At 61.9% G+C, this 24,105-nt stretch carries 21 protein-coding genes and 1 tRNA gene; 11 read left to right on the top strand and 11 right to left on the bottom strand.

The genetic code is table 11. The annotated features are described in order from the left end of the window. Positions 1 to 369: 369 nt before the first annotated feature. From VMI09_06790 to VMI09_06775, 4 genes are all read left to right on the top strand, one after another. The gene (locus VMI09_06790; protein ID HTQ24386.1) at positions 370 to 1,719 is read left to right on the top strand and encodes an LLM class flavin-dependent oxidoreductase; all 1,350 of its coding nucleotides are present in this window, start codon (positions 370 to 372) and stop codon (positions 1,717 to 1,719) included. A 253-nt stretch (positions 1,720 to 1,972) separates the two neighbouring features. Then, a complete protein-coding gene (locus VMI09_06785; GenBank protein HTQ24385.1) occupies positions 1,973 to 2,767 on the top strand; it encodes an adenylate/guanylate cyclase domain-containing protein in 795 nt (264 codons plus the stop codon). An 834-nt stretch (positions 2,768 to 3,601) separates the two neighbouring features. Further along, positions 3,602 to 5,197 carry an exosortase E/protease, VPEID-CTERM system gene (gene xrtE / locus VMI09_06780; GenBank protein HTQ24384.1) on the top strand — a complete coding sequence of 532 codons (1,596 nt, stop codon included), beginning with the start codon at positions 3,602 to 3,604 and terminating at the stop codon, positions 5,195 to 5,197. 522 nt (positions 5,198 to 5,719) lie between these two features. After that, on the top strand, positions 5,720 to 6,382 hold the full coding sequence (locus tag VMI09_06775) for a hypothetical protein (protein ID HTQ24383.1): 663 nt from the start codon (positions 5,720 to 5,722) through the stop codon (positions 6,380 to 6,382). 532 nt (positions 6,383 to 6,914) lie between these two features. Here the strand turns inward: VMI09_06775 and VMI09_06770 are convergent. Both VMI09_06770 and VMI09_06765 read right to left on the bottom strand, forming a co-directional pair. After that, positions 6,915 to 7,376, bottom strand: a complete 462-nt coding sequence (locus tag VMI09_06770; protein ID HTQ24382.1) for a hypothetical protein — start codon at positions 7,374 to 7,376, stop codon at positions 6,915 to 6,917. 302 nt (positions 7,377 to 7,678) lie between these two features. After that, positions 7,679 to 7,769, bottom strand: a tRNA-Ser gene (locus tag VMI09_06765). 504 nt (positions 7,770 to 8,273) lie between these two features. Here VMI09_06765 and VMI09_06760 point away from each other — a divergent pair. The 3 genes from VMI09_06760 (at position 8,274) to VMI09_06750 (ending at position 13,568) form a co-directional block, all read left to right on the top strand. Next, positions 8,274 to 9,791: a carbohydrate porin gene (locus VMI09_06760; GenBank protein HTQ24381.1), complete on the top strand. Its 1,518-nt coding sequence runs from the start codon at positions 8,274 to 8,276 to the stop codon at positions 9,789 to 9,791. 229 nt (positions 9,792 to 10,020) lie between these two features. Next, on the top strand, positions 10,021 to 12,738 hold the full coding sequence (gene mgtA, locus VMI09_06755; protein ID HTQ24380.1) for a magnesium-translocating P-type ATPase: 2,718 nt from the start codon (positions 10,021 to 10,023) through the stop codon (positions 12,736 to 12,738). A 170-nt stretch (positions 12,739 to 12,908) separates the two neighbouring features. Continuing rightward, positions 12,909 to 13,568 carry a UdgX family uracil-DNA binding protein gene (locus VMI09_06750; protein HTQ24379.1) on the top strand — a complete coding sequence of 220 codons (660 nt, stop codon included), beginning with the start codon at positions 12,909 to 12,911 and terminating at the stop codon, positions 13,566 to 13,568. A 116-nt stretch (positions 13,569 to 13,684) separates the two neighbouring features. Here VMI09_06750 and VMI09_06745 read toward each other — a convergent pair whose 3' ends face one another. Continuing rightward, the gene (locus tag VMI09_06745) at positions 13,685 to 14,125 is read right to left on the bottom strand and encodes a c-type cytochrome (protein HTQ24378.1); all 441 of its coding nucleotides are present in this window, start codon (positions 14,123 to 14,125) and stop codon (positions 13,685 to 13,687) included. A gap of 273 nt (positions 14,126 to 14,398) precedes the next feature. Between VMI09_06745 and VMI09_06740 the strand changes: the two genes are divergently transcribed. Then, a complete protein-coding gene (locus VMI09_06740; GenBank protein HTQ24377.1) occupies positions 14,399 to 15,730 on the top strand; it encodes an acetyl-CoA hydrolase/transferase C-terminal domain-containing protein in 1,332 nt (443 codons plus the stop codon). A 35-nt stretch (positions 15,731 to 15,765) separates the two neighbouring features. Here the strand turns inward: VMI09_06740 and VMI09_06735 are convergent, their stop codons facing one another. The 3 genes from VMI09_06735 to tadA all read right to left on the bottom strand — a co-directional run bounded on the left by VMI09_06735 (position 15,766) and on the right by tadA (position 16,936). Continuing rightward, positions 15,766 to 15,969: a hypothetical protein gene (locus VMI09_06735; GenBank protein HTQ24376.1), complete on the bottom strand. Its 204-nt coding sequence runs from the start codon at positions 15,967 to 15,969 to the stop codon at positions 15,766 to 15,768. A gap of 107 nt (positions 15,970 to 16,076) precedes the next feature. Next, the gene (locus VMI09_06730) at positions 16,077 to 16,412 is read right to left on the bottom strand and encodes a DUF4236 domain-containing protein (protein ID HTQ24375.1); all 336 of its coding nucleotides are present in this window, start codon (positions 16,410 to 16,412) and stop codon (positions 16,077 to 16,079) included. Between the two features lie 41 nt (positions 16,413 to 16,453). Further along, complete coding sequence (gene tadA / locus VMI09_06725) at positions 16,454 to 16,936, bottom strand: tRNA adenosine(34) deaminase TadA (protein HTQ24374.1); 483 nt, start codon at positions 16,934 to 16,936, stop codon at positions 16,454 to 16,456. Positions 16,937 to 17,100: 164 nt separating this feature from the next. Here tadA and VMI09_06720 point away from each other — a divergent pair, with 164 nt between their 5' ends. From VMI09_06720 to VMI09_06710, 3 genes are all read left to right on the top strand, one after another. Further along, positions 17,101 to 17,424: a rhodanese-like domain-containing protein gene (locus VMI09_06720; GenBank protein HTQ24373.1), complete on the top strand. Its 324-nt coding sequence runs from the start codon at positions 17,101 to 17,103 to the stop codon at positions 17,422 to 17,424. Positions 17,425 to 17,494: 70 nt separating this feature from the next. Continuing rightward, entirely contained in the window at positions 17,495 to 18,316 is an 822-nt protein-coding gene (locus VMI09_06715) for a carbon-nitrogen hydrolase family protein (protein HTQ24372.1), read from the top strand. Positions 18,317 to 18,576: 260 nt separating this feature from the next. Beyond that, positions 18,577 to 19,752 (top strand): CoA transferase, encoded by a 1,176-nt coding sequence (locus VMI09_06710; GenBank protein HTQ24371.1) that lies wholly within the window; start codon positions 18,577 to 18,579, stop codon positions 19,750 to 19,752. Between the two features lie 96 nt (positions 19,753 to 19,848). Here VMI09_06710 and VMI09_06705 read toward each other — a convergent pair whose 3' ends face one another. The 5 genes from VMI09_06705 to VMI09_06685 all read right to left on the bottom strand — a co-directional run. Continuing rightward, entirely contained in the window at positions 19,849 to 20,481 is a 633-nt protein-coding gene (locus VMI09_06705) for a CDP-alcohol phosphatidyltransferase family protein (GenBank protein ID HTQ24370.1), read from the bottom strand. Between the two features lie 31 nt (positions 20,482 to 20,512). Continuing rightward, a complete protein-coding gene (gene hflX, locus VMI09_06700) occupies positions 20,513 to 21,754 on the bottom strand; it encodes a GTPase HflX (GenBank protein ID HTQ24369.1) in 1,242 nt (413 codons plus the stop codon). A 155-nt stretch (positions 21,755 to 21,909) separates the two neighbouring features. Beyond that, positions 21,910 to 22,860: an MBL fold metallo-hydrolase gene (locus VMI09_06695; GenBank protein HTQ24368.1), complete on the bottom strand. Its 951-nt coding sequence runs from the start codon at positions 22,858 to 22,860 to the stop codon at positions 21,910 to 21,912. A gap of 49 nt (positions 22,861 to 22,909) precedes the next feature. Further along, a complete protein-coding gene (locus VMI09_06690) occupies positions 22,910 to 23,554 on the bottom strand; it encodes an alpha/beta fold hydrolase (protein ID HTQ24367.1) in 645 nt (214 codons plus the stop codon). A gap of 288 nt (positions 23,555 to 23,842) precedes the next feature. Next, positions 23,843 to 24,105: enoyl-CoA hydratase-related protein (locus VMI09_06685; GenBank protein ID HTQ24366.1), on the bottom strand; the 263-nt coding region annotated here is incomplete at its 5' end.

The raw sequence follows: 24,105 nt of genomic DNA, 5'->3' as shown, positions 1-24,105 counted from the left end.
CCATCGCAACAGGTTCTCATAGGCGGGAACGAGTTGTTCGATCTCGTTCTCGTTCAGCACGAGTCCCCATTCGGCCAGCCTTGCGACAATTGTTTCTTTCACAGCCATGGCAATTCTCCCGCGTTTGCCCGCATCGTTTCGCCGACGCCGCTCTGCGTCGGGTCATCGTGCGCGACGGACCTGTGTGACTGCGTCGATTATACGGGCGATCGAACGTAACCTCCGGGCAGGCTGCCTGATTTGAGCCGGGATTTTCGTCTTTTCTACTACTTAGCCAGGTTTCGGTCTACGGTGATTCCAGCGGCGACAAGGCGGATTTTATAAGACGCGCGCGTCAATGCTATTGACGACCATCGGAGAGTCATGACGATGGCAGCTTCACATCAATTACGGTTGGGCGCGTTCATGCGCCCGGTTAGCATCCATACTGCCTGGTGGCGCTATCCGGGAGCGTTCCCGGACGCCAACTTCAACTTCGAGCATCTCAAGCGCTTTGCCCAGACCCTGGAGCGCGGTCGATTCGACGCGTTTTTCATGGCCGACCATCTGGCCGTGCTCAACATGCCGATGGCAGCCCTCAAGCGCAGCGCCACGACGACGTCGTTCGATCCGTTGACGCTGCTGCCCGCGCTGGCGATGGTGACGGAGCGTTTGGGGCTGATCGCGACAGCGTCCACGACCTACAACGAGCCGTACCACATCGCGCGGAAATTCGCCTCGCTCGACCATATAAGCGGCGGCCGGGCCGGTTGGAACCTTGTGACTTCCGGCAACCCGCATGAGGCGATGAATTTTGGATTGGACGAGCATGTCGAACACCAGACGCGCTACCGGCGGGCGCGTGAGTTCTTCGACGTTGTCACCGGCTTATGGGATAGCTGGGCCGACGACGCCTTCATCCGTGACGTCGAGAACGGCGTCTTTTTCGATCCCGAGCGGATGCACGTGCTCAATCACAAGGGACCATTTCTTTCCGTGCGCGGCCCGCTCAACATCGCGCGCCCAATCCAGGGCTGGCCGGTCATCGTGCAGGCAGGCGCGTCGGAGGCGGGCCGCCAGATCGCCGCGGAGACGGCGGAGGTAATATTCGAGGGCGGGAGCAATCTTGCGGACGCGAAGCACTTCTATGCGGATGTGAAGGGTCGCATGGAAAAGCTCGGGCGCTCACGCGAGCATCTCAAGATTTTGCCCGGCGTCCTGGTCGTAGTCGGCGATACTGCTGCCGAAGCCCAAGCGAAGAGGGCGCTGCTCGACAGCTTGGTACATCCGGATAGCGGCCTTGCCTCGTTATCAGCGCAGCTTGGCTACGACGTGTCGGACTGCGATCTCGATGGTCCGCTGCCGGAGATCCCCGAAAGCAACGCCAGCAGGAGCGGGCGGCAGCGACTGGTGGACCGCGCGAGACGCGAAAACCTCACGGTCCGGCAATTGGCTCAGATCGCTGGCAGCTACGGTGGGTTGGCGATGGTTGGCACTCCTGCGATGATCGCCGACGAGATGGAGCAATGGCTGGTCAGCGAAGGGTGTGACGGATTCAACGTCATGTTCCCTTATGTGCCAGGCGGCCTCGACGATTTCGTCGACCACGTTGTTCCTGAGCTGCAGCGGCGCGGCATCTTCCGGCGCGAATACGAAGGTAAGACGCTGCGGGAGAATCTTGGGCTGCCGCGTCCGACGAATCGCTTTTTCAGCAATAATCGGCCGAATCACCGACAGTGAAAAGCGAAACTTCGAGTGGCCTGCCGAAGTCTTCGCCCATCAGGCACGGTTCGCTGACTCAATTGATATCAGCTTAGAGGTTCGTCGCAGCCTCTCGGTCGAAACCGGTCAATAATTTGGTGCGGATCAATTTTCGAGAACAGATGCTCCAGCATACCTCTCCCTGGAAGAAGAAAGTTGCAAAAATGTCGGCACGTGATCAAACATTGAGTCCTGGCTGGTTAGACACTCACGTCGAACGCAAGAAACGCCAATGGCGAAGTTCCTTCGGATCGGAGTTCATCATTCGAATGTATCCGGCTATACGTCCAAGGCATGGTCGGTTCGCCGGGTCGGATCGACTGTGCTGTTGAAGTGGGGCGCTGTCGAGGTTCGTGGAGCGGGCCGCCACAGACGGATCTTCTGGACGGGTGCACCTCGGCAGAAAAGTGTTCGCTGTGGCACGGAGAAACGCGCAAGAGACTATGTGAAAAGCGCAATTTCACGACGGGTGGGCCATCAATATGAACGGTTGCCGGAAGACATGCCCATCCGGCGATATCCCGGACGCCAAAGCGTTGAGTTAGATCGCAAGCTCGCCACGATCCTGTTTGTCGATATTGTCCGCTCAACCGAGAAAGCCGCACGACTGGGCGACCGTCGCTGGTCGGAGGTAATGAATCACTACTATGTCGCAGTGCGTAGAGAGCTGCGTGTGGCGGCCGGAACAGAGATAATCACTACAGGTGACGGAATCCTCGCCACATTCCAGGCACCGACCAGGGCGATTCGATGCGCGGCTGCAATCCGTAAGGCCGTCCGCACTCTCGGACTCGAGATCAGGGCAGGTCTGCATGCGGGCGAATACGAATTGATTGGCGATGAGGTCGTCGGCATCGCGATTCATATTGGTGCGCGTATAACTGCAAAGGCGGGCGCCAGCGAAGTATTGGTCTCGAGCGCGGTGAAGGACTTGGTGTCCGAGTCGGAAATCAGGTTTAAAGATCGTGGCGTCCACAACCTCAAAGGCGTGCCCGATAGATGGCGCCTCTACTTGGCCGATTCTTGATCTTTCAAAAGGGCGCTGTCGATCGCGAGTTCCTCTTTTGGTCGAAAAGGGGGCGTGCGGCTTTGACCGCTTATCGGAACAAGTTCCATCCCGCGACAATACGCGCGTGGACACGACGACTGTCTTCGGCCGCAATGTCCACCTGCAGCGCTCAGAGCTACTGACAAATCGCCGGTAGGCCCTTCAGCCCTTGCCGATCACGTACTTCGCAAAATCGGCGATCACCATGGGGGCTCCTGCACGAGTGCCGTCATGCCCTCCGCGGCCCTGTCCGAAAAGAGGTGCACCGACTTGTGACTGTCGAAAGACTTAGGTTGACGTGCTGAAGCTCTGCGCGGAACTTGATGTCAAAAATTGACCGCTGCCGGTTATCGGACGGTGAATGACAAATTGCGGAGCGACAGCAAAAATGATTCAAGGGCTAATTAAGTGAGGTAAACATATGCAAAAGCGCAGTTGGGTACTTCTCCTCGCCGTAGCTGGCTTGATTCTTCTGGGACTAAATGGCTCGGCCTTGGCCGATTGGCCATGGAATTGGATCGGAGGGGACCATCATCATTGGGGTGGCCGTCATGCTCCAGAGCTTGATCCGGGTATGATTGGCAGCGGCATTGCGCTGCTGGTAGGAGCTGGACTGCTCATCGTGGACCGATACCGCCGACGTAGGTGAAGGTTTCTCCGGGCCCTAGTTACAATTAGGGGATTCGGCTTGAGGGCTCGCCGAACAAGCCGCCAAAGGCCAAGTGCTTGGCAAGGAGTCCCCTGGATACGGATATAAAGGCTGTCTCACCAGCTCCCAAGCCACTTTGGCTTTTGCGCTGGACGTGCGCCGGCGTGGCATTCGCCGTCGGACTGTTGGTACTGTCCATACCTAATCCGGATTCCGGTGTCTGGTGGGCGAGCGTCCATCTATCAGACATCCCTCTACGCCTGCCAATCCCAACACGCATTCCTTCCGTCGGCATTTTGATCACAAGCGTGACGGCGGCCGGGATCATGGCTTGGCCATCGCTGCGACTGGAAACCGAACAATTCCTGATACAGGCGCCGGAGTGCCGAGCGGGATGGATGCTCTGGCTTCTCCTTTACATTGGTGCCGTCGTAGGCCTGTCCAGATCACTGGGCGATCCGACCAACGCCGAGGACGCGATGACGGCATCGCTGGCATTGAGCGTGGCGGCCTTGATCGCCATCGCGACAGCCAGCTGGTGTCTGACTTTGATGCCGGCCTTGTTTTGGGAACACTGGATCGCGCACAACCGTCGTCTTTTTGGAAAAGTGGCGGGAACTGGACTGCTGATCTACACGCTCGCGCACCACTACACAAAATTCGTTGTAGCCAATCTACCTGGATTAACAGACAGGCTCGAACAGCTGATGCTCGAGTTGACAGCCCTGGTGCTGCGACTCTTTACCACCAACGTATTGTTTGATCCTCAGAAGAACCTCATTGGTACGCCCAGGTTCGCCGTCTATATCGATTCGGCATGTGCAGGCTGGGAAGGCATGGGGTTATTTGCGGTCTTGATGACGGTCTATCTCTGGATCTATCGGCGAGACTTCCGTTTCCCGAACGCTCTTTTTCTATTGCCCATCGGTTTGATTGCGCTGTGGATCCTAAACGTAGTCCGCATCGTCACACTGGTTTGGATCGGAACTTGGAACGAAGCCCTCGCCATGGACGGCTTCCACTCCGTCGCCGGTTGGCTTTTTTTCAATGCTGTAACGCTTGCCATTGTCAGAGGCAGCTGGAGCTGCCGGCTGTTCGCGAAGAGAACCTTGCAGAACGCCTCGTCCTGCTCAAATCCCGCTGCTCCATACCTGGTTCCCGCCTTGATGATCATTGCGACGGCGATGTTAACGCGTATCCTGTCGCATACATTTCTGAGCCTGTATCCCTGCCGTGTCGTGGTCGGCGCCGCGGCGCTGTGGTTTTATTGGACCAGGCTTTCTCTGCGCTTCCAGCTTTCGAGCATACCGATCGCCTTGGGGCTGTGCGTCTTCGCCTTATGGATTGTCTTGCAATATCGAAATAGCGGACATCTGCCGGTGGCTGCTGAAATGGATTGGGCTGGGCTTCCGACGTTGGGAGTAATTGGCTGGATCGCATTTCGAATAACTGGCGCAGTGCTGATCGTGCCAGTAGCGGAGGAGCTGGCGTTTCGCGGATACATTCTTCGCAGAATAGTCTCCATTGATTTTGACCGAGTGGAACCCAGGCATTTCACCTGGCTCGCCTTTGTGGGTTCGTCTGTTCTTTTCGGAGCGCTCCACGCTCAGTGGTTGGCGGGAACGTTGGCGGGAATGTTGTTCGCCTTCTCATTCTATCGCCGTGGGCTACTGTCTGATGCGATCCTCTCGCACAGTGTCGCCAATGCGACGCTGGCGGCATACGTGCTTGCCACGGGACAGTGGTTTCTGTGGAAGTGAGCTCGCGATTCCGGACTGTTAAATGATATCGAGATCGAGGCCGCGCGGCGCGACTGGATTGCAGGCATCCCTTTTCGTCACGAGTGAGTCAGCCCCGAAGTCTCGCCGCAAAGGCGGTGAGGCTCGTGGGCGGGCCAAGCGTGGAAGCGACCAATCTAGGGCGGAAGGCGCCAGACGGTCTATGACCGGTAGATGAGCGCCGCGGCTTTTAGGCGCGCTCAGGCTTTCCCGCGTCTCCGGTTTTTGCGATCGAAAATCCGGCCGCGACGATGTCGAAAAGCTCTCGAGAGAGGGAGGGCACTCGATGTCTGGAAACTGCCCTTTCTTTTGGCGACAGCTTGGTTAGAATTGGCCGTGGTCGCTGCGGAGATCCAATCAGTCCACCTGCGGAATCCAGCGTGGGGCGTTGTTCGCGGCCGCCGTGACCGAGCCACCACGCTCGCCCGTACACGAGCTCGACCATCGTGCGGCCTAAGCTCGAGACCAGCACGCTGGCTCTCCGCGATTGGGGCCGAAGTAGGGATGCCGAAAGAAACCAAACGTCAGAGGAGAGATAACGGCGACGCTGCGATTCCCTCCAACGATGCGACCGTCGTGGCGAAAGTGGTCGATGCCATCAAGCGCGCGATTCGCGCGCCTCACGAGTCGGAGTCGAACACGAAAGCCATCGGGCTCGAGGAAGAAAGTGCTTCGCAGAAAACAAATCCGCGCACGGTCGCCTATCACGAGGCCGGGCACGCGGTGATAGCGCGCAATTTCGGCCTAACGGTGATGCGAGTCTCGATAAACCCCGCTGACGGTGAACTCTTTGCCGGGCAACCTCGCGAAGGATATACGCAACTGGAACGAAATGCCGAACGTCACGCATCCGCGCAGCGACGATTGTGGATCGCACTAGCAGGGCCTGCGGCGCAGGAGCACCTTTACTCCGGCGATCATCGAACGGAAGACCTGATTTGCGCTCGCGCCGACTATGAATACGCGCGAAAGTTGTACGCCGAGCTTCGCGGCAACCCCGATTGCAAGGCGAAAGACCTTGTGAGCGACGAACGCAGGGCGCGCGCGTTAGTAACGAAACACTGGTCTGCAATCGAGGCCGTGGCGCTGGCGCTTCTCGAGCATCCCCGACACACGTTAAGCGGTAAAGAGTTGGATACGTTGCTACTGGCGCAGCAGCGAAGCTAGTTGGAGGAATGAAGTCTGCGGGTATCGTGTTCGACGCGTCTGGTACAAAAATTCCCGGTAATAAAGTCGCCAGCTTGGGAAAAAAGTGAACAAAGGCTGGCCAGGGACGGTCATTTGCTGGCGCGCCAGGATCTCAATCGCGTTACTGGATACTGGAACTTTTTGTTGAGCCTGAGATAGTGAGGCTGCGTCTGACGGGCCGCTTTGAGCCGGTGAGCGGAAGATTGGCCACTTCCACCACTCAAATTCTCACCGCTCGCGGCCCGTCAGCTCGCGCCAATAATAGCCCACGCTTCCCTCTTGGAGGCGACAGCCGCGAACGCGAGCAGTTCTCCGCATTTCGGGACCGAAAAATCTGTGGGAAGGGACATCATTACGAGAGGAAATTGGCCGCCAAATGAGTGATTGCACACGGCGCTCGAACGAGAAATTTCCCGCTCGACTTCGAAACGCTGACGTCCCGGCTGGATAGAACATCCTGAACAGCGAGCGCGTCGCTGTGGGCTGTGGCTCCGTCATGCCCTGGGAGGGATCATGCCTTACGGCTATCACTCTCGCTCGCGAAGGAGCGGGACAATTCCACGAAGCGGTGCTGCAAAGATTTGGCTGGTTCAAACGCGCCGACCAAATGTTGGAGCTGTTCCTGGAATGCAGTGGTAGCGTTCATTGCAGTTGCCAATTGCTCAAGCTGTTCGTGAAAGGCGGCGGCCACCTCTTCCAGCTGCTTCTGGAAAGCTCGCATTGGCGCGAACCGATTGGCCAGGTTCTCCAGAGGATCGTGAAATCCCTTTATTGGTTCGAAGGCTGCGGCGATTTCTGCCACCTCCTCCTGAAACCTCTTTATCGGATCGAAGACGTCCGCGAGCTGCGCCAACTGCCCCATGGGCCCGAGTACCTTGGCAATGCGGTCGAGCTTGTCCCGAGCCGACTTCATCGGATCGAATACCTTAGCTACCGCCTCGTCAGCTTGAAGAGCAAAGAGTGATTCGTCCACCTCCCGTGCCTCCTTTTCTCAAATTAGCCGCTTGGCGCGCGTTTGATGATTCTACCCTTGGCCGTCCCCTAACTGCCATGGAGCGCAGTCGGAGCTGCGTCGCGGATAGCCTGATGATGGTCGGTGGATTTAGCTGCTCCGGCGGAATCGGATTCGCCGCTGGGTATCTGCGAATCGCCCAAGCCTCCTCGAGATCAGTCACGCCGAAGCTGATTAAGACCGAATGTACGGAATCGGTCGGCGCGCCGGCACAGACGGAGCAAGCTCCGGTCTGCGGACCAATTCTAAACGGAGAGGCTCGTTGGCGGAGAGGGGGGGATTCGAACCCCCGGAGCCACAAGGGCTCACGTGATTTCGAGTCACGCCGGTTAAACCTGACTCCCGAACCTCTCCGCACGTGGCAGCATTGATGTTTGAGCGCGCGCAGTCAAGCTGAGATGCGCCGGCGCACTGCTGCCCCTTGGCCGGCTTCGCGCGCGTTCGCCGGCTCCCCTGAAGCTTCTCCGATGAGTCAACAGGGACGCGCAGCATATCGCTTCCGCGATGAACGATGAAGATGAGTCGGGTTTGGCGCGGGAGATTTTCATTCCACATCACTCGAGGCGCGCATTCGCGTGGCGTGCGTCGAACTCCTGCAACGGCTTGAATGTTGTGCAGCGACTTTGGTCGCCTAGCGGCTGATTTTCACGGACAATTCATTGAAACCCGGTGGCGATTTTTCCAAGCATGTGCGACCCAAGCAGGGCTGTTCGCTCCGGTCCAGGCAAACCGCTATGCGGCCGCAGCAGAGCGTGGCGAGCGTGTAGCTAAGGAGCCTGCACGTCACCGTAGATCCGGACGAATCGAGTTCGCCGGGTACTATTGGCAGGACCGGTCAGCCGGGAAGAAAGCTGGAACATGTGGAAGCCGGTGACCCTGATGATTCTCGCGGCTGCTGTATTTTGGCAGGCTGAGCGGCCGGCGCAACTTTGGGCCGGCACCAGTACCGACTCGGAACTTACTAGTAGCTTCGATGTTACGCCTGTCGCCTCGTCGCTTTATGACCCATTCGGATTCATGGAGGCTCTGGTTGCGTGGACAGGCGACGTCGACGGGTCCGGTGTTCTCAGCTCGTCCGGCGCGACAAATTCCGCGGAAGAGCAGCCACAGACATGGAATTGGCACGTTCAGAATACGGATACTATGCAAGGGTATCCCCCGTTTCATGCGAAGTATTCGGGCGCGAATAGTCTGCCGACCGGTGGCCAAATCCGCCAAACCGTGTCGGCGGACCTCTATGCTGGAATCCGACTGTGGCCTGACGCAGAAGCTTATTTCGACGGGGTGATGTGGCAAGGCTTTGGGTTACACGACGCCTTAGGGATCGATGACTTTCCCAATGGCGAAGCGTACAAGGCCGGCACGGCCTATCCCAGGCTAGACATCGCACGCCTCTTCATTCGACAGACCATCGGTCTCGGCGGTGAGCAGGAGTTCATCCCCGCCGATGGGCTGACGCCCGCCGGCAATCAGGACATCTCGCGGCTGGCCATCACCGCCGGACGGATCGCCGCGATCGATATTTTTGACGACAATTCCTACGCTGATGATCCGCGCACACAATTCATGAACTGGGCATTCGTGACGAACGTCGCCTGGGACTATCCGGCGGACAGTGTGGGCTATACCACCGGGTTGACGCTCGAATTGAATCAGCGGGAATGGGCGATGCGCTATGGATTTTTCCAAATACCGGCGCTGGCCAACACCTGGACCGCCGAGGACGCGCTTTTCGTCAAGCCTGGTTACCAAAGCATACAGGCGGGTGACGGCAAGGTTTGGCAACATTGGGGAATGGCGGCGGAATATGAGCGTCGCTATAGCCTCGACGGCCACCCGGGGAAATTGCGGATTCTGGCTTTTCTCAACCACGGGCACATGGGCAGTTACACAGCAGCACTCTCCGTTGCGAAAGTTGACATCACGCAGACCTATGCCTACCGGTGCAACTACGGCTTTGGTCTGAATTTGGAACAGCCAATCACTGAGAATGCAGGGCTCTTTTCTCGTCTGGGTTGGAATCTCGGCCGCAATGAAGCCTGGATGTTCACCGACGTCAATTACACTGCCTCACTGGGCTTGAGCGTAAGGGGCAAAGCGTGGCGCCGTCCGGACGACACTTTCGGCCTGGCCGGAGTGATGAGCGGTATTTCGCGTGCCAATCAGAGGTACCTGGAGGCCGGCGGCACGGGCATTCTCGACGGTGACGGCGCGCTCAGTTACGGCTGGGAAAAAGTTGTCGAAGCCTACTACGATTTCCCGGTCTGGAGGAGCATTCGCCTTGCGGCGGATTACCAGTTTGTGGCTGATCCTGCCTTCAACAAGGATCGCGGTCCGGTAAACATCCTTGGAACGAGACTGCACCTGGAGTTTTGAGCAATCAGATAACGCGGACGCCAGCATGGAGACCTACTACAATTTTCCGGTTCCGATCCGCTTGCCCATGTTCGCGGCGTTGGACCTTCGATACATCAATAATCCCGGCTACACCGGGCCAGAGACCTCGTCCGCGCCCAGGGCGTCGGATTGCATCTTGAGCTGCGAGAGGACACCAACATGAGTTTCGTTCGATCGAATGGCGCATTGAACCTGCCCGGAGGTCCGCATGGCGCTTAGTGCCAGCTCCGTTCTGCCGCGCAACATCCGATGGGCCTGGGCCGCCAAGCGCGAGCAGGGCGCCATCCAGGTCTCCTCGAAGCTGATCGCCGTCGCTGCGCTTCCCGGCGCACAGGTGCTGGCCGATCTCGAGACCAAAGCCGACGGACTTGCAGAGGAAGCAGCTCAGACGCGGCTCGAGAAGTTCGGTCCCAACGTAGTTGCCGCCGATGAAGGGTTCACGCGGCTGAGATTGTTTATCAGGGCATGTCTCAACCCGCTCGTGATCCTGCTCGCGGTTTTGGCGACCGTGTCGTTCGCGACCGCCGAGAACGTCTCCGATATGGTCGGCGGTGTACTGATGGTGGCGATGATAGTTCTTGGCGTTTCGCTGCGCTTCGTGCAGGAAGTTCGCGCCGACACCGCGGCGGCCAAGCTGAAGGCCATGATCAGCGTCACCGCGACGGTGGTGCGAGAAGGAATCGCACGCGAAGTACCGCTCGCCGAGCTGGTGCCGGGCGACATCGTCAAGCTTTCCGCGGGAGACATGATACCCGCCGACGTTCGCATTCTCTCGTCCAAGGACCTGTTTCTGATTCAGGCCAGCCTGACCGGCGAAGCGTTTCCGGTGGAGAAGTTCGATACTCCCGACGTGGCGGACGGCAAGACACCGCTGGAGCTTAAATGTGTTTGTTTCCTTGGTACCAGCGTAGAGAGCGGGTCCGCCGTCGCAGTGGTGATCGAAACCGGACTGAGCACCTATCTCGGCAGGATGGCGAGCACGATAACGGATACCCCGCCGCCGACCGCGTTCGATCGGGGGGTCGCCGATTTCACCTGGATGATGCTCGAATTCATGGCGGTCATGGTGCCGCTGGTGTTCCTGATCAACGGCTTCACCAAGCACGTCTGGGGCGAGGCGTTTCTGTTCGCGCTCGCGGTGGCGGTCGGGCTCACGCCGGAGATGCTGCCGATGATCGTCAGCGTCTGTCTGTCGAAGGGCGCTCTCCTGATGTCGCGCAAGAAGGTCATCGTCAAACGCCTTAATTCGATCCAGAACCTGGGCGCGATGGACGTGCTGTGCACGGACAAGACCGGCACGCTCACGATGGATCGCGTGATCCTGGAGCATCACTTCGACGTGGCGCTGAAAGACGATGAGGGAGTCCTGGAGTTCGCCCTTCTGAACAGCCACTTTCAGACGGGCCTCAGAAACGTGCTCGACCGGGCGATCCTTCACTACCAGGAAACGCATCCGGAGCTCTCCGTCGGCGGATACTCGAAAGCCGACGAGATCCCGTTCGATTTCGCGCGCAAAATGATGTCGGTCATCGTCGCCACGCCCGAGGGCATGCATCGCCTCATCTGCAAGGGCGCGCCGGAATCGGTCTTCGAGCGCTGCGCTCGGTTCGAGCTCGATGGCGACATCTATCCGATGGATCCGCTGCTGCTCGACGATCTCAAGGAGGAATACGACCGGCTCTCGGCCGACGGTTTCCGCGTCCTCGCGATCGCCTATCGCGAGTGCGAGCCCAGGCCCGCCTACAGCAAGGATGACGAACAGGAGCTGATACTCAAAGGTTACGTGGCGTTTCTGGATCCGCCCAAGGAATCGGCCGCTCCGGCGATCACTGCGCTGCAGAGCCACGGCATCGCGGTGAAGGTCCTGACTGGCGACAACGAACTGGTGTCGAAAAAAATCTGCTCGGAGGTAGGCCTGGCGTCGGAGAAGGCGCTTACCGGCGCGCACATCGAAGCGATGGACGATGCACAGCTTGCCGAGGCCGCGGAGGCGACCAGCCTGTTCGTACGGCTGTCGCCCGCGCACAAACGGCGCATCATCCACGCGCTGCAGGCGAAACGCCACGTGGTCGGTTTCATGGGCGACGGCATAAATGACGCGCCGGCGCTGCGCGCCGCCGACGTCGGCATCTCGGTCGATACCGCCGTGGACATCGCCAAGGAAGCTGCGGATGCGATCCTGCTGGAGAAGAGCCTGATGGTGCTCGAGGAGGGAGTGCTGGAGGGCCGCGCGGTATTCGCCAACATCATCAAATATATCCGGATGGGCGCGAGCTCGAATTTCGGCAACATGTTCAGCGTGCTCGGCGCGAGCTTGTGGCTGCCGTATCTGCCGATGGCGCCGATCAAAATCCTGACCAACAACCTGCTATACGATTTTTCGCAGGTGCCGATTCCGACCGACGAGGTTGACCCCGAACAGGTGACGCGGCCGCGGCCGTGGTCGATGGGCGAGATCGCGCGCTTCATCCTCTTTATCGGTCCCTGCAGCTCGGTCTTCGACTACACGACCTATCTGATGATGTGGTTCATCTTCGGCTGCGCCAACCTGGGCCTGGTGCCGCCGCCCGAGATTTCCGCGCGCTTCGCCCACGCCGCCGCCCTGGGGTCCGACTACACTTATGCGGCGGCGCTGTTCCAGACCGGATGGTTCGTCGAGTCGCTGCTCACGCAGACCCTGATCATTCATGTCATCCGCACCAACAAGATTCCGTTTCTTCAGAGCCGCGCGAGTTGGCAACTGATCATGACCTCCGGCGCAATCATGCTCGTCGGGATGTGGCTCCCGGCATCGCCGATCGGGCAATGGCTCGGCCTGGTGCCGCTGCCCTGGTCGTATTGGCCGCTCCTGCTGCTGACGTTGCTGGCGTACGTGGTATTGACGCAGGGGGTCAAGGTCTGGCTGTTGCGCCGGCATTGGATATGAAAAACCGGACGATTGCCGGTTCCGCCCGACGGTCTATCCGCTCGAGAAAAGGAGCGTGTCGCTCTCGGTTTTTGGAGAGCGGCCCCGCGCGGGTTTCGTCACAGTCTTCGAACCAAGCTATTTGACACGTATAATCGATGGGGCAACGCGACCGATCGGCAGCCATCCCCATGGCAGGTAAGCGCCCGGATCGACGGATACCCGCGAGTTTAATTTCGCCGCACGCCGATCTGGCTCAACTGCGCCTGGCGGTCCAGGATTGCCGCGGCTGCGACATCTGGGAACGTGCGACTCAGGCGATTTTCGGAGAGGGAGGACCTGGAGCGCGGGTCATGTTTGTCGGCGAGCAGCCGGGTGCCCGCGAAGATCTGGCGGGACATCCTTTCGTTGGCCCTGCCGGAGCTTTGCTCTCCAGGGCCCTGCTCGAAGCAGGCATCGAGCGGACACAAGTTTACATCACGAATATCGTCAAGCATTTCAACTCGACGCGGCGCGGGAAACTAAGGATTCACAAGAGACCCAATGCCGACGAAATTGCCGCTTGCCGTCCCTGGCTCGACGCCGAAATCGCGCTGATTCGTCCGAAGATCATAGTGTGCCTCGGCGCTACCGCCGCCAAGGTTCTCATCGGACCTGATTTTCGCGTCTCGCACCAGCGTGGACAATTGATGCCGTCAAAGTTGGCGCCCTATATCGTAGTAACCGTACATCCGTCCTCGATTCTTCGCGTGCCCGAAGCGCAGGCTCGCCACCTGGCAATGGCTCAATTCGTAGAAGAACTAAAAGAGATAGCGAAGCATCTGCCAACTTCAGCGCTCATCCGCAAGTAGATCGACGCAGGCGGACCCGGGTTGGCGATTCGGAGCCGTACAAGCTCGCCGGTAGTTAGGACGACGGTCGTTCGCTAGTAACGACCGCTTTACGTCCTATGTTCAGGATGCGTTCTTCACTTCTCCTGAACAGTTTGGAGATATTGCATTAGCAGCTGGATGCGCTGGCGCCCGACGCCCTGCTGTGGCCCCCCCGGGTTTCCGCCCGCCGCAGCCTCGCCGGCGCCAAATACGTGTCCCCATACCGGATGTTTAGCGCTTCCGTGGGCAGCGATTGGCTGGCTGCCGTCGAGGATCCCGGCCACCTGCGCTGCCGGAAAATTACCGCCGTTCTTTTTCGACAGCTGAGTCAGGTCGGCTGGCTTCGGGTTCAACGTCGAAGCCTTGGGCCCGTTACCCTTCGCATCTGCGCCGTGACACTCGCTGCAATACCTGACGAAGGAACCTTTTCCCGGCGGTGCGCCCTCCTTCTGCTGTGCAAATGCCTCTGAAGTCACGAGCATCAAGGAAGTGATAGCAACGAGAGCCAACAGGCGAGCGGAACGGGCGTGTGTCATCGGCGGCCTCCTCGGAACGTGGATCGTTTAGGTATTACATACGGATTTCTAACTCGCCAGTCTATCGCGATCAAGGATTATTGCTAGAGTCCACAGGACCTCATTTGGAACATCCTCGTGACGCCCGGCAATAAGCCGGTCTTCCAGCCCCAGCGGAGGCCCGAGGCCCAACTTGGAACCGATTGCCGCGGCCCCGCCCCGCCTTGGCCCGCTTCGGCTGCGTCTGCTAGGTTTCGGGCAGCTTCTCCGGCGAATCACGAGGAGACCCGTCATATGGCTTCCGCGATAAAGATGGTTTCGGACTGGCGCGAGCAACTGGGTGGCAAGCTGGTTACGCCTGAGGAAGCGGTTGCGCATATCAAGTCGGGCGATCGCATCACCGCCTCGATCGCGCACGTTACGCCATTCACGCTGTTCCACGCGCTCGCCGGCCGCTTGATGGAGCTCGAGCGGGTCGTGATCAACTACAGCGCCGCGTTGTTCGCCTTCGACCTGCCCGGCCTGGGTGAGCGCTTTCGCCTCGAGTCATTTTATCTCTCGCCAATCGATCGCAAGCTCTTCCACGACGGGATGGGCGAATACGTGCCGGTCAGCTATTTCCGCGCCGGTCATCTGCCGCCCGGGCTTACGGACTTCAACGTCTACCTGATGACCGTGTCGCCGCCCGACGCCAACGGCGAGGTCAACTTCGGCGATTTCCAGATCATGTCCAAGCTCTGCGCGCGCAACGCCAACCTGGTGATCGCCGAGGTTGACCCGAATTCGATTCGCGTCGCCGGTGACAACTCGATGCACGTCTCGGAGATCGACTACTTTGTCGAGCGCACGGTGGGGATGCCTGCGCTCGCGCCGCCGCCGGCGTCAGAAGAGGAGCGCCTGACGATCGATACAATCGGCGCGCTGGTCGCCAGGGAGCTGATTCCCGACCGCGCCACGATCCAGGTCGGCGTGGGCTCGACCTCGGGTATGCTGATGTCGCATCTGCGGGGCCATCACGAGTTGGGCATGCAGACCGAGATCATTCCCGTCGGCACCACCGACCTGGTGCGGGAAGGCGTGCTGACCGGGAAGCACAAGAAAATTTTTCCCGGCCTGGTGGTAGGCAGCGGTTTCGCGACCGGTACGCCGCGCGAGCAGCTCGACTACGTCGACGGCAATCCGGTGTTCCAGCTCTACGATTTCAACTTCACCGACGACATCCGCACGATCGCGCGCGAGGAAGGCCTCATCTCGGTCAACAACGCGCTCTGCGTCGATCTGACCGGGCAGGTCGGTTCGGAGTCGGTCGGCCATCAGATGTACACCGGGACGGGTGGGCAGATAGCTTTCGGCATCGGCTCCTCGCTCGCCGGCGGCAAATCGATCATCGTCCTGCCCGCAAGCGCGCTGAGCGCCGGCCGGCGCGTCTCGCGCATCACGCCGAGCCTGCCGCCGGCGACCGTCTTCACGCTGCCCCGCGCCTTCGTCCACTACGTGGTTACCGAGTACGGCGTGGCGAAGCTCGTCGGCAAATCGCTGCGCGAGCGTGCGCGCGAACTGGTCGCCGTCGCGCATCCCGATTTCCGCGGTGAACTGGCGGCCGAAGCGCGTAGAATGTACGGCTAGCAGGGATCGCGGGCGGACGCGCGGCGCGCGCCTCGCTAGATCGGCCGCGGCGTGTAAATGCCCTCGAATTCCGGCGGTCGCCATCCGCCGTTCGCGCACTTCACGCACACGTTGAATTGCTTGTATTTGCCGTTTTCGCGCCCGAGCAGGCTCACCATGCTCTCGGTCGAGATGGCCTGGTTGCAGGCAACGCAGGTCGCTGTCAGGCTTTTATTGTCTTTGGCTTTTTCGCTGGGCATCGCGCTTAATCAAGACGGCCGGCGCGTCGTCTAACCGCCCGCCCGTCGGAAGTTTCATACTCATCCGTGACACCGCGCGCAATGGCGCGAGAATTGATGCGCCCGTTTCAGTGATTGGCCGAGCCGATCGCGATCCCGATGATCACCGCGATCCCGACAATCAGCGCGAGCGCGAGCAATCCGCCGATGCCGTGCGCGCGCTGCTGCTGTTCGGGGCTCATCTCGGTCTCGACGTGCGCCGAATGGACCCCGCTGTGATAGCCGCTTTGCGAGGTGTAGTAGATGCCGGTGCCCGGGATGCCGACGGTGCGGCGAACGCCTTTCGGACCCATCGTGAGATGAGCGCCGCGCATGCCGACGGTCAGGCTCGGCCCGGACTTGGAGAGATTGACCGAGAGGCCCGGGAAGATTCGCAACCGGCGGTAAAAGCGGAAATTGCCCATCGCGCGCCGTGCGGATTATAGACCATGGCGTCCCTAATTTCTCAGGCTGAGCGGCGCGAGCGGAAGAAGCCGCGCAAAAGCGCGGCGCACTCGGCTTCCATCAGTCCGCCGTAAACTTCGATCCGATGGTTGAGCAGGCCGTCGCGCCCGATATCGTACACTGAACCGAGCGCGCCCGCCTTGGCATCGCGGGCGCCGAAATAAAGCTCGGCGATTCGCGCATGCACCATCGCGCCGACGCACATGACGCACGGCTCGAGCGTAACGAACAGCGCCGCGCCCTCGAGGCGGTAGCCGCCGAGGGCGGCGGCAGCCGCCCGCAGGGCCAGCATCTCGGCGTGCGCAGTCGGGTCATTCAGTGCGATGGGGCGGTTATGCGCCGCCGCGACCACGACGGCGCCGGCGCCCTCCGTATCATTGCTGACCACGACGGCGCCCACCGGAACCTCGCCCTCCGCGGCGCCGCGCCGCGCCTCGGCGAGCGCAAGCGCCATCAGCTCGATCTTTCGTTCCCGGTCAATCATCGAGTTTCGGCATCGAGTTCGGGCATCGAGCTCCGGCCGCTTAAGCGGCCCGCTGACAATGCTACATTGACAGGACAGCGGCGCCCAACCGACAATCTTTATTCCGCCGATTCTGGACCGGAACGCCGGGAGGGCGGCGGCGCCGACATGGTGGCGAACCGACAATGGAAATCGGCGAAATTCTACCCGAAGAACTGAGCGAGCGCCTGAAGCGCGGCGAACGGCCGCTCATCCTCGACGTGCGCGAGCCCGGGGAAGTCGCAATCGCATCTTTTCCCGGCGCCACGCATATTCCGATGGGCGAGATTCCGTCGCGCGCGGCCGAACTCGATCCCGGACAGGAGACGGTCGTGGTCTGCCATCACGGAATCCGCAGCGCGCAGGTCGCGATATACCTTGCGCGGCTCGGCTTCGAACGGGTGGCGAACTTAAGCGGCGGGATCGATCTCTGGTCGCTGACGGTCGATCCGGCGGTGCCGCGATATTGAGTTGCGTTTGTTGAATCCCCCGGAGCGGAGGCGCGCCGAGGGCGCATGCGGGACAATCGGAGGCAGGCGCATGAGCTACTATCTTGCGGCGGCGATCCAGATGGCGGCCGGGAGCGACAAGGCAGCCAATCTCGAGCGCGCCGAACGCCTGATTCGGCTCGCCGCCGCGCGCGGCGCGAGCCTCGTCGGCTTGCCCGAAACTTTCAACTGGCGCGGCAAGCGCTCCGAGGAGGCGGCCGCCGCCGAGCCGCTTGGGGGCGAGTCGCTTGACGCGATCTCGCGCCTTGCGCGCGAGATCGGCCTGCATATCGTCGCGGGTTCGATCACCGAGCATGCGCCCGGCCAATCCAGGCGCTACAACACCTCCGTGCTGATCGGCCCCGACGGCGCGCAACTGGCGGTCTATCGCAAAATTCATCTCTTCGACGTCGATTTGCCCGGCCGCGTCACGGTCAAGGAGTCCGAGGTCAAGCTTGCGGGCGCCGAGGTCGTCTCGGCGCGCACGCCGCGCGGCGTGATCGGGCTTAGCGTCTGCTATGACCTGCGCTTTCCGGAACTCTACCGCCGCCTGGCTTTCGCCGGCGCCGAGATCGTCACGGTACCGAGCTGTTTTACTTTTCCCACCGGCGAGGCCCACTGGGACGCGCTCTTGCGCGCACGCGCGATCGAGAACCAGGCCTATGTGATCGCGCCGGCGCAGTTCGGGACCAATGTCCACGGCTTCAGCGATTACGGCAACTCGATGATCGTCGATCCGTGGGGCCGCGTAATCGCGCGCGCCTCCGATGAGGAGGGCGTGGTGCTGGCGCCGATCGACCTCGAGTATCTCTGGCGGGTACGGCGTCAGTTGCCCGCGCTCACTCACGCGCGCCTGCGCGAGGGCCTCGGCTGAGCGGGCGGCGGCAGGGGTACGTTTGGGTTGAACAAGATGGGAAATAGACAGGCAGAGAGCACGCGTTCCGGAAGGTCCGGCGCTTGACGCGCGGCGGGTCGCGGGACTAATCAGGCACTACTCTCGCGATCGCGCCGGCCATCTCGTAACCTAAAATTTGCGCCCGCTCCGGCGGGCGGAAAATCCGCGCATCGACGGCCGGCGAGTCCCAAGAGGCGGGCGGCGCCGCGGCGGATAGACGCACTGAGGAAGAATTTCACATGGCAGAAGGACCGTTAGCTGGGTTTCGCGTTCTCGACTTGACGCAGGTAGTCTCGGGGCCGTTTTGCTCGATGCTGCTCGGCGACCTCGGCGCAGATGTAATCAAGATCGAGCCGCCGGAGGGCGACACCACGCGGCGAATCGGACGGCCGCGCAAGAACGGCGTCACCGCCTCGTTCCTCAACTTCAACCGCAACAAGCGCAGCGTCGTGGTCGACCTCAAGAAAGAGCAGGGCCGCGACCTGGTGCGGATGCTGGCCGTGCGCGCCGACGCCCTGGTCGAGAACAACCGCCCCGGCGTCGCCGACCGCCTCGGCATCGGCTACGCCGATATCCGCCGGCTGAATCCCAAGATCGTATACTGCTCGATCTGCGGCTTCGGTCCCAAGGGTCATTACGCCAATGCCCCTGCGTACGACCCGGTCATCCAGTGCTTCTCGACGATGGCGGCGCTGCAGGGGCGGCGCGGCGGACAGCCGACCGTGGTCAAGATGGCGCTGGCGGACAAGATCAGCGGGATGACCGCGGCGCTGAGCATCGTGAGCGCGCTGCACGCGGCGCGCAATCGCGGCGTCGGCCAGAACATCCGCATCCCGATGGTCGAAGCGATGATGGCGTTTACCTGCAACGACACGATGGTCGGCTACACCTTCGTGCCCGAGGACGAATATAAGGACCAGGCGCCCAAGAGCCAGAGCCTCGACCCGTTCCCGACCAGGGACGGATGGATTTCGATCGCGCCGTTCACCGACGAACAGTTCGAGCGCCTATGCGCCGGCGTCGGCCATCGCGAATGGTGGACCGAGGTTCCGGACCGCACGGAGCGCATCCGCGGAATCTTGCGCGGACTCGCCAAGGTGCTTCCCGAGCGCACGACCGCGGAATGGCTCGAAGTACTGGAGAAGGCCGACGTTCCGGTCGGCCGCGTCAATGACTACGAGACCCTGTTCACCGACGAGGAGATCGTCGCCAACGAGAGCTTCACGCTCTACGAGCATCCGGACGCCGGCACGGTGCGCACGGTAAATCCCGGCGCGCGCTTTTCCGAGACGCCGGCGCGGATGTGGCGGACGCCGCCACGCCTCGGCGAGAACACCGAGGAAGTGCTGCGCGAACTCGGGGTCGAGCGATCCACGATCGAAGAGCTGCGCAACGCCCGGATCATCAACAGCTAGGCGCGGTGGAGCAGCGGCGCCAGGCCATGGCTCCCGCCGCGGCCTCACGCGCCGACGGTGCCGTGCGGCGCGAGCGGCCACCGCGCATCGTTGCCGTTACGAAAACAGTTCCGGGACGTGCTCGCTCAGATAGACCAGCGCGGCGCGGAAATACTGAATTCCGGACACCACTATCACTGCGCCGGTCAGATACAGCAGCAGATACCAGTTGTGCTGGCGAAGCCCGAAATGGCCGGCCAGCGTGCCAATCACGCACAGGATGAGCAGCACGGTCGTCAGTTTGCCGAAGATGCTCGGGCGGACCGGAAAACGCTCGCCCGCGGCGAACGAGATCATCAGGTAGCCGAGGACGAGCACGATGTCGCGGATCGCGGTCAGGATCAGAAGCCAGACCGGCAGCGCATGCTCGAACGTCAGCACCACCAGTGCGCTCAGCAGCATCAGCTTGTCGGCGAACGGATCGAGTATCGCGCCAAGTTCGGTGCGGATATCGAACCATCGCGCGACCGCGCCGTCGAGCGCGTCGGTCGCCGCCGCCAGCGCGAAGACATAGAGAGCCGGCGTGGAGCGGTCCTTGCTGAGCAGGACCAGGAAGAGTGGCACCATCCCGATACGGCAGAGCGAGATGATGTTGGGAGCTTTGAGCAGATGGCCAAGGCGCACACGGCCGACCGCGGCGGGCAGGATGCTGGCGGGCTTCGGCGAAGTATGCGGGATATGTGCGCCCATCGCGTTTCGGCTTCGATTCCGTTCGCGCGCCTTACAGGATTGCCGCTTTGCGCAGCCGCCCGGCCATCGGCGCGCTGACTCGCGCGCGCAGCGCGACCGTACCGTCGTTGTACTCCTCGTCGAGCACCTCCCCGTCGCGCCGCGCCATCGCTACCAGGTCGCCCCGCCCGGCCGGTAGCATCACGCTTACTTCCTCGCGCCACGCGCTGAACCATCGCGCCATCGCGGCGAGCAGCTCGTCGAACCCGCGGGCGCGCAGCGCCGAGATCGCGACCGTGTCGGACGCGATTGCCAGCCGCATCCCGTCTGCCGGCACCAGGTCAATCTTGTTCATCACCACGATCCGCGAAGCCGCGCCCGCGCCGATCTCCTCGAGCACCCGATCGACGATTTCCATCCGCTCGGCCGCAAGCGGCGAGCTCGCGTCAACCACGTGCAGCAGCAGGTCGGCCGTGCGGACTTCCTCGAGCGTCGCCTTGAAAGCCTCGACCAGCATGTGCGGCAGGCGATGGATGAAGCCGACCGTGTCGGCGAGCATCACCGTCACTTTGCCGGGCAAGCGCAGGCGCCGGATCGTCGGATCGAGCGTCGAAAATGGGCGGTCCGCGGTCTCCACGCCGGCCTGGGTGAGCGCGTTCATCAGGGTCGATTTCCCCGAGTTGGTATAGCCGACCAGCGCGACGGTCGGGTAGGGAACGTCGAGTCGGCGTTGGCGCTGGATCGTGCGCGTGCGTTCGACCTCGCCCAGGCGCTGGCGCAGACGGGTCAGGCGCTCACGCACGCGGCGGCGATCGACCTCGAGTTGGGTCTCGCCGGGGCCGCGGATGCCGATGCGGCCGCCCGCGCCGCCGCCGCCGCCGGCCTGGCGCGAAAGATGCGACCACTGGCGTGTGAGGCGCGGCGCGAGATAGCTCAGCTGTGCGATTTCGACCTGGAGTTTGCCCTCCAGCGTGCGCGCGCGCTGGGCGAAGATGTCGAGGATGAGCTGGCTGCGATCGATCACGCGCAGCTCGAGTTCCTTCTCAAGATTGCGCGCCTGTGCGGGGCTGAGCGCGTCGTCGAAGATCGCGAGCGTAGCCGAGCGTTCGCGCGCGAGGTCGCGGACCTCCAGCGCCTTGCCGCGTCCGATGAAGCTGCGCGGGTCGGGCCGTTTGAGTTTCTGGCTGATGGTAGCCGCGATCCGCGCGCCGGCGCTTTCGGCCAGCGCCCCGAGCTCGCCGAGCGAGTCTTCGCTCGCGATCTCGCCGTTTGCACCCGCCAGTTCTACTCCGATCAGAACCGCGCGTTCGGCGTCCTCGATGGTGGAGTTATGGGAAAAGCTCAGAGGCCAACCTCGAAATATGCGGGACCATCGGTCCCGGCAGTCCCCCGTTTATCGCTCATCCGCGATCCTAGCAAAAATCCGCCACCTCATGTCAGCGGCTTTTTCTACAGTACAAAGCGGGTGCCGACGCTGTTCTGGACAAAAGCGACGGGGAACTCGCGCGCAATGAGATGGGTCGCGCGCCATCCCGTGCAGTGCGCCGGCACTATCATCTCGGGCGCGATCTCGCGCAGCGCCGCGACGGTGGGCGCGATTACCGGCTCGAACAGCGGTCCCGAAAGATGAAACCCGCCGATAATCGCATGCACGCGGTCCACCCCACTCAGCGCGCGCGCCTGGCGTATCGTGTTGATCACGCCGGCGTGGCCGCATCCGGTCAAAACCACCAGCCCCTTGCCGCGCAGGTTAACCACCAGCGCCTGGTCGTCGTGGATATAGGGGTCGGGCTCCCATTTTCTGCCAATCCGCGCGAAGTGGATCGGAAAGCCCGTCTCGAAATCGGTCGTGCGATGGATCTGTCCGGTGATCATTACGAGGTTGCCGAGCAGGTACGAAGGCCCGCGCTCCTCGACCAACTCGACGCCCTCGTGGCGCAACACGCGCGCGTCGGGCGGCGGCAATTGCATCTCGTGGCCGTCGGGCAGCACGACTTTGCGATGGAGCAGCGCGTCGGGATGGAGCAGCAGCGGCATCCGGCGTCCGCCGAGCCGCCGCAGCATCCCGCCCAGGCCGTTGGTATGGTCGGCGTGGCCGTGGCTGAGCGCGATCGCGTGCATCTCGTTGGGCTTTAACTCGAGCACGTCGAGGTTGTGCATCAGGCCGTCGCGGCTGAGCCCGGCGTCGAACAGCAGCGACTCGGAGGTTCCCGCGCCGGTGACCTTCACCGCCGCCGCGAAGCCGTGCTCGGCGCGAAGCGCCGTGCGCCCCAGGCGCGTACCGAGCGAGAAGCGGCGCACCGCGGCGGTAGACGGCAGCAGCATGTCACAGGTGTTGTCGAGCACGGTCGTGATTTCGACCGCGTCGGCCTCCTTGAGCGCTAACGGTTCGTTGGCCATCGGAATGCCTCCATTTTCCCGCCCGAGCACATGAGCCGGACCATCGCTCCTAACTAGCGGAGTTCCCGCGGCCGAGGTAGCGCCGCAAAAAATCGAGCGTCGTGCGCCAGGCATCGGCGTTGCCCGCCGAATCGAGACCGTGCCCCGCGCCGGGATAGATCTTCATTTCGTGGGGACGGTTATAGCGCGTGAGCAGCGCGTCGAGCTCATAGGCGTAGCGCACCGGGACGGTCGCGTCGGCGCCGCCGTGCAGAATCAGCGTGGGCGGCATGTTCGCGGCCATGGCGATGTAGCTGCGGTTCATGCCGCCATAGTAATCGATGACCGCGGCTACCCGCCCGCCTTCCGACGCGCCCACGGCCAGCGCCAGGAACGCGCCGAGCGAATGACCGAGCAATGCGATCCGATCGCGCAGCACCGCCGGATTCTTTCCGAGCGCGTCGATTCCGTCCCTGATCTCGCGCGTCCAGAGCGGAAAGTTTTCGTTGACCCAGGGGGCGAAATCCTTGCCCGTCGGGGACGGATCGCCCGGCCGCGCCGGGCCTGCCTGGCTGTAATATTCGAGATACATCGCGTAGTAGCCGTTGGCGGCCAGACCGCGGCACTTGTCGGCGAAAACGGGTATGCCGAAGCCCCTCGGCACCGCGCCATGCAGCAGGATGACCGCAGGATGCGCCCCGGGGGCTGGCGGCACGCAGTAGAAAGTTTCAACCGGCTTTCCGGCCGACTCAAATCGGCCGTCATGAATTTCGATCGCGCTAGAGGAGGCTTCCGAACCGGGTGAAGCTTGCGCGGCCGGATGGCCTGGAGCATCGCTCGCCGCCTCGGAAGCCCGCGCAGGGCCGCGGTCGCTTGCGAGAAGCAGCGCGCAGGCGAGCACCGCGCGGACAAAAATGCCGGGCAACCACGGGCGGTGGCCTCGCGGTCTCATCGGTGTTCAGTGCGCGGTGCCGTCGTCACGTCGCGGCGGAAGCGGTCCGCGCTAGGCGCGCGCGGCGAAGTGCGGCTTGCGTTTTTCGGCGAAGGCGCGCGCGCCCTCGGCCAGGTATCCGCTGCGCACGCATAGCGTCTGATTGCGGTCCTCCATCGCGATCGCGCTTTCGATACTGGCCGCGTCGATGTTGGCGGCGATGCATTCCTTGGTCAGGCTGAGCCCAAGCGGCGACGTCTCGACCATCTCGCGCGCGAGTTTCTCCGCCGCCGCGTCGAGTTCGTCGTCGGCGACGACCTCGGAGACCATCCGCG

Source organism: Candidatus Binataceae bacterium, from assembly GCA_035500095.1.
GTDB lineage: Bacteria > Desulfobacterota > Binatia > Binatales > Binataceae > JAKAVN01.
Note: the sequence above shows the minus strand (reverse complement) of the source record. Positions and strands in the feature narration are given on the sequence as shown.